The organism is Streptomyces roseolilacinus (genome assembly GCF_014649335.1).
GTDB lineage: Bacteria > Actinomycetota > Actinomycetes > Streptomycetales > Streptomycetaceae > Streptomyces > Streptomyces roseolilacinus.
Window position 1 is genome coordinate 1 of the sequence record NZ_BMSV01000027.1, and the last position, 6,229, is coordinate 6,229.

At 74.2% G+C, this 6,229-nt stretch carries 1 protein-coding gene; it reads left to right on the forward strand.

Annotation, left to right across the window (positions count from 1 at the left end; translation table 11 throughout):
* On the forward strand, positions 1-6,229 hold a 6,229-nt coding region (locus IE106_RS29880), incomplete at both ends, for a non-ribosomal peptide synthetase (RefSeq protein WP_189538370.1).

Genomic DNA, 6,229 nt, shown 5'->3' on the forward strand with positions numbered 1-6,229 from the left:
CTGGACGCCCCGGTGCTGGTCAACATGTACGGCATCACCGAGACGACCGTGCACACGACGTTCTACCGGGTCGTCGCCTCCGACCTGGAGCGTGCGGCGGGCAACCCGGTCGGCGTGCCCCTCGCCGACCTCGCCGTGTACCTCCTCGACCCGTACGGCCACCCCGTCCCCGTGGGTGTTCCCGGGGAGATCCACGTCGGTGGTCCCGGTGTCGCGCGCGGCTACCTGAACCGGCCGGAGCTGACGGCGGAGCGGTTCGTGCCCGACCCGTTCGGCCCGCCCGGATCCCGCCTCTACAAGTCCGGCGACCTGGCGCGGCGCCGCCCCGACGGCAGCCTGGACTTCCTGGGCCGCATCGACGACCAGGTGAAGATCCGCGGCTACCGCATCGAACTCGGCGAGATCGAGACGACCCTGGCCACCCACCCGGACGTGCGGGAGGCGGTCGTCCTCGCCCGCGAGGACACCCCCGGCGACAAACGGCTCGTCGGCTACGTCGTCCCCGCCGGCGACACCCCGCCCGACCCGGCCGCGCTGCGCGAACTCCTCGGCCGCGACCTCCCCGACTACATGGTCCCGGCGGCGTTCGTCGCGCTGGACGCGCTGCCGCTCACGCCCAACGGCAAACTGGACCGGCGCGCCCTGCCCGCGCCCGGCGACGACGCCTTCGCCCGCGCCGCGTACACCGCCCCCCGCACCCCCGTCGAGGAACGGATCGCCGCCGTCTGGGCCACCGCCCTGGACGTCGAGCGGGTCGGCGTCCACGACAACTTCTTCGACCTGGGCGGCGACTCCATCAGCGCCGTCGCCCTCGTCGGCGCCCTGCGCACCGAGGGCTTCGACCTGTCGGTGCGGGACGTCTTCGACCGCCGTACCGTGGCCGAGCTGTGCGAGCTGCTGACCGGCCGCCCCGCCCTGGACGCCGAACGGCTGCGGCTGGTCGAGCCGTTCGAGCTGATCTCCGCCGAGGACCGGGCGGCCCTCCCCGACGGGATCACCGACGCCTACCCGCTGTCGCAGATCCAGACCGGCATGGTCATCGAGATGCTGGCCGACGAGGAGAAGAACCACTACCACAACTGCAGCTGCTTCCGGATCCTCGACGACCGGCCCTTCGACGCCGCCGCGTTCCGGCGCGCCGTCGCCGAGGTCGTGGCCCGCCACGACATGCTCCGCACCTCCGTCCACCTCACCGACTTCTCCGTCCCCCTCCAACTCGTCCACGAGCACGCCGAGGCGGTGACCGGCGTACGCGACCTCGGCGGCCTCGACGACGACGAGGTGCAGGCGTCCCTGGCCGCGTTCGTCCGCGCCGAACGGGCCGACCGGTTCGACCTGGCCACGCCCACCCTGATGCGGTTCCACGCCCACCTGACCGGCGGCACCACCTGGTGGATCTCCGTCACCGAATGCCACCCGATCATGGAGGGCTGGAGCTACCACTCGCTGCTCATGGAGCTGCTGGGCTGCTACCACCGCCTCCGCGACGGCCTGGAACCCGAGCCGTACGAGCGGCCCGCCGTGCGCTTCGCCGACTCCGTCGCCGGTGAACTCGCCTCCCTCGCCTCGGAGGAGGACCGCGCCTTCTGGCGCCGGATCACCGGCGACTACGAGAAGTTCACCCTGCCCGCGGGCTGGGGCGACGACAGCGGCGCCCCGCGCGTCAAACACCACGTCCAGGTCCCGTGGGGCGACCTGGAGCCCGCGCTGAGGGCGCTCGCCACCAAGGCCGGGGCGTCGCTGAAGAGCGTGATGCTCGCCTCGTTCGGCAAGGTCATGAGCCGGCTCACCGACGCCCCCGCGTTCCACGCCGGCCTCGTCTTCGATGTGCGCCCCGAGGTCACCGGCGCCGACCGCGTCTACGGCATGTACCTCAACACCCTGCCGCTGGCGTTCGACCGGATGCCGGCGACCTGGCTGGACCTCGTCCGCGCCACCTTCGCACGCGAGGTCGAGACGTGGGAGCACCGCCGGCACCCGCTGCCCGCCGTGCAGCGCGAGATCGGCGGCACCCAGCACCTCATCGACGTGTTCTTCAACTACCAGGACTTCCGCCAGGTCGACGCGTCCCTCGTCGACGACCGGGTCGGCATCGACGACAGCCCCACCGAGTTCCCGCTCACCATCTCCTCCCGCGTCAAGCACGTCTTCCTGACGGCCGACTCCTCGGCGCTGACCCGGGAGAACACCGAACGCATCGGCGCGATGTTCCGCGCCGCGCTGGAGGCGATGGCCGCCGACCCCGAGGGCGACGCCCGGACACCGCTGCTCCCCGACGAGGAGCGGGCACGCCTGACCGGCGCCTGGGCGGTCCACCCGGCCGAGCCGGTCACCCGGTCCGTCCCCGACCTCTTCGAGGAGCAGGCCGCCCGCACCCCCGGCGCCCTCGCCGTCGTCTCCGGCGACGAGCGCCTCACCTACGCGGAGCTCGACGCCCGCGCCAACCGCCTCGCCCACCGGCTGCGCGCCCTGGGCGTCGTCTCCGAGTCCGTCGTCGGCGTCCTCCTCGACCGGGGCGCGGACCTGGTCGTCGCCCTCCTCGCCGTGTGGAAGGCGGGCGGGGCGTACGTGCCGATGGACCCGGTCTTCCCGGCCGACCGCGTCACCCACATGCTCACCGACGCCCGCGCCGACGTGCTGCTCACCCAGAGCGCCCACCGGGACCTGGCGGGCGGCGACTTCACCGGCCGCGTCCTCCTCCTCGACGGCGGCACCGGCGGGGACGCCGGCGGGCAAGGGACCCACGCCCCGGACCGCCCCCGCGACCTCGACCGGCTCGCGTACGTCATCTACACCTCCGGCTCCACCGGCCGGCCCAAGGGCGTCCTGGTGCCGCACGGGGGGCTGGCCAACCACGTCCGCTGGGCCGTGGAGGAGCTGACCGGCGCGGGCGGCGGCGCCCCCCTGTTCTCCTCCGTCGCCTTCGACCTGGTGGTGCCCGACCTGTGGGCGCCGCTGCTCGCCGGGCAGGCCGTCCACGTCGTGCCGCAGGACGTCGACCTCGGCGACCTCGGCGAGGCGCTCGACGCGCACGCCCCGTACGCCTTCGTGAAACTCACCCCCGCCCACCTGGAGGTCCTCGCCCACCAGCTCACCGCCGAGCAGGCGCGCCGGCTCGCGCCGCTGCTCGTCGTCGCCGGCGAGGCGTTCCGCCACCGGACGGTCCGCGCCTGGCGGGAGCTGGCCCCCGACACGCGGCTGGTCAACGAGTACGGCCCGACGGAGACCTCCGTCGGCACCTGCACCTGGCCCGTCCCCGGCCCGCACGAGGCCGACCGCCTGCCCGACGTGATGCCCATCGGCGGGCCCCTGCCCGGCGTCACCATGTACGTCCTCGACGACCGGCTCCAGCCGGTGCCCACCGGCGTCGCGGGCGAGCTGTACGTCGGCGGCGCCGGCGTGGCCCGCGGCTACCTCAACCGGCCCGAGCTGACGGCGGAGCGGTTCGTCCCCGACCCGTACGGCCCCGCCGGGGCGCGCCTGTACCGCACGGGCGACACCGTCCGGGTCCTGCCCGACGGGAACGTCGACTTCCTCGGCCGCGGCGACGGACAGGTCAAGATCCGCGGCTACCGCGTCGAGCTCGGCGAGATCGAGGCGGCGCTCACCGCCCACCCCCGCGTGGCCGACGCCCGCGCCGTGCTCCGCGAGGACACCCCGGGCGAGAAGCGGCTCGTCGCCTACCTCGTCCCGGCCGGGGAGGCCGCACCCGACCCCGCCGACCTGCACGCGCTGCTCGCCCGCACCCTGCCCGACTACATGGTGCCGTCCGCGTACGTCACCCTCGACGCCCTGCCGCTCAACGCCAACGGCAAGCTGGACCGGCGCGCCCTGCCCGCCCCCGACCAGGACGCCTTCGCCCGCACCGCGCACACCGCCCCGCGCACCCCGCTGGAGGAACGCGTGGCGGCCGTGTGGACCCAGGTCCTCGGCCAGGCGGACGTCGGCGTCCACGACGACTTCTTCGACCTGGGCGGCGACTCCATCCGCGCCGTGGCCCTCGTCGGCGCCCTGCGCGCCGAACGCCTCGACGTGGCCGTCAAGGACGTCTTCGCGCACCGCACCGTCGCCGGACTGTGCGAACTGCTGTCGGGCCGGGCCTCCCTGACCGCCGGGGAGCGGGCCGGCACACCGCCGTTCGCCCTGATCGGCGCGGAGGACCGGGCGGCCCTCCCCGACGGGGTCGTCGACGCCTACCCGCTGTCCCTCGTCCAGACCGGCATGCTCGTCGAGACGCTCGCCGACAACACGCGCAACAACTACCACAACGTCAACGCGTACCGCGTCCACGACGACCGCCCCTTCGACGCGGACGCCTTCGCGCGGGCCGTCAGGACCGTCGTCGACCGCCACGAGGCGCTGCGCACCACCGTGGCCCTCACCGGCTACTCGGTGCCGATGCAGCTCGTGCACGCCCACGCCGACGTGCCCGTCTCCGTACGGGACCTGGCCGGCCTGCCGGAGGAGCGGCAGCGCCAGGCCGTGCGCGACCACGTCGCCGAGGAGCGGGCGCGCGTCTTCGACCTGGCCGCCGGGGAGCCGCTGCTGCGCGTCACCGCGCACCTGCTCGGCACCGGCTGGCTGTGCACCTTCACCCAGTCGCACGCCGTCATGGACGGCTGGAGCAACCAGCTGTTCCTGGTGGACCTCGTCCGCGTCTACCGGCGGCTGCGCGACGGATCGGAACCGGAGCCGTACGAGGCGCCCGCCGTGCGCTTCGCGGACTCCGTCGCCGCCGAACTCGCCGCCCTCGACTCGGCGGAGGACCGCGCCTACTGGCAGGGGGTCGTCGACCGCCACGCCAAGGCCGGCATACCCGCCGGCTGGCACGGCGACCTGACCGCACCCGCCGAGGAGATCCGCGCCGGGGTCCGCTTCGGCGACCTGGAGGACCGGCTGCGCGCCCTGGCCGGCACCGCGCGGGTGCCCGTCAAGAGCGTGCTGGTCGCCGCGTTCCTGAAGGTCGTCGGGCAGCTCACCGACGAACCCGCCTACCACACGGGCCTGGTCACCCACAGCCGGCTGGAGGAGGCGGGCGCCGACCGGGTCTACGGCACCTACCTCAACACGCTGCCCTTCCCCGCCGACCGGACCGCCCGCACCTGGCGGGAGCTCGTGCGGCAGGTCTCCGACCGGGAGATCGAGGCGTGGCCGCACCGGCACTTCCCGATGCCGGCGATCACCCACCCCGGCAGCGGGCGCCTGGTGGACGTCTTCTTCGGCTACCTCGACTTCCACCGGATGGACGCCGAGGAGGCGGAGGACGGCTGGGGGTTCAACGACGCCCCCAACGAGTTCGCCCTCACCGTCACGGCCCTCCAGGGCGTCCTGAGCCTGCGCTCCACGAGCCACGTGCTCAGCCAGGACAACGCCGACCGGATCGCGGGGATGTTCCGCGCCGTCCTGGAGGCGATGGCCGCCGACCCCGACGGCGACGCGCGGGCCGTGTACCTGCCCGAGGGGGAGCGGGACCTGCTGCTCGCCGCGGGCCGGCCCGCTGCGCCCGTCACGCCCGTCACGCCCGTCACGCGGACGGTGCACGGGTTGTTCGAGGAGCGGGTGGCGCGTGCGCCGGGGGCGGTGGCGGTGGTGGCCGGTGGGGAGGTGCTCACGTATGCGGAGGTGGACGCGCGGGCGAACCGGTTGGCGCGGCACCTGCGGGGTCTGGGGGTGGGTCCGGAGTCGCTGGTGGGCGTCTGCCTGGAGCGGGGCGCCGACCTGGTCCCCACCCTGCTCGGCGTCCTGAAGTCCGGCGCCGGCTACCTGCCGCTGGACCCGGTGAACCCGGCCGACCGGCTGGCGTACGTGCGCGCCGACGCGGACGCGCGGGTCGTGGTCACCCACTCCGGGCTGCTGCCGCTGGTGGAGTCGTTCCACCCCGGCGAGTCGGTGGTCCTGGACCGGGACGGTGCGGTGCTCGACGCGTACGAGGCGACCCCTCCGGAGTCCCTGTCGGGTCCGGACAGCGCCATCTACGTGATCTACACGTCCGGCTCCACCGGCCGCCCGAAGGGCGTGACGCTCACCCACGCCAACGTGGTGCGGCTGATGGCCACCGCCCAGGAGCACTACGCCTTCGACGAGACGGACGTCTGGTCGTTGTTCCACTCGTACGCCTTCGACGTCTCCGTCTTCGAGATGTGGGGCGCCCTGCTGCACGGCGGGACGCTCGTCGTCGTGCCGAGCGAGGTGACCCGCTCGCCCGACGAGTTCCTGGACCTGCTGGTGG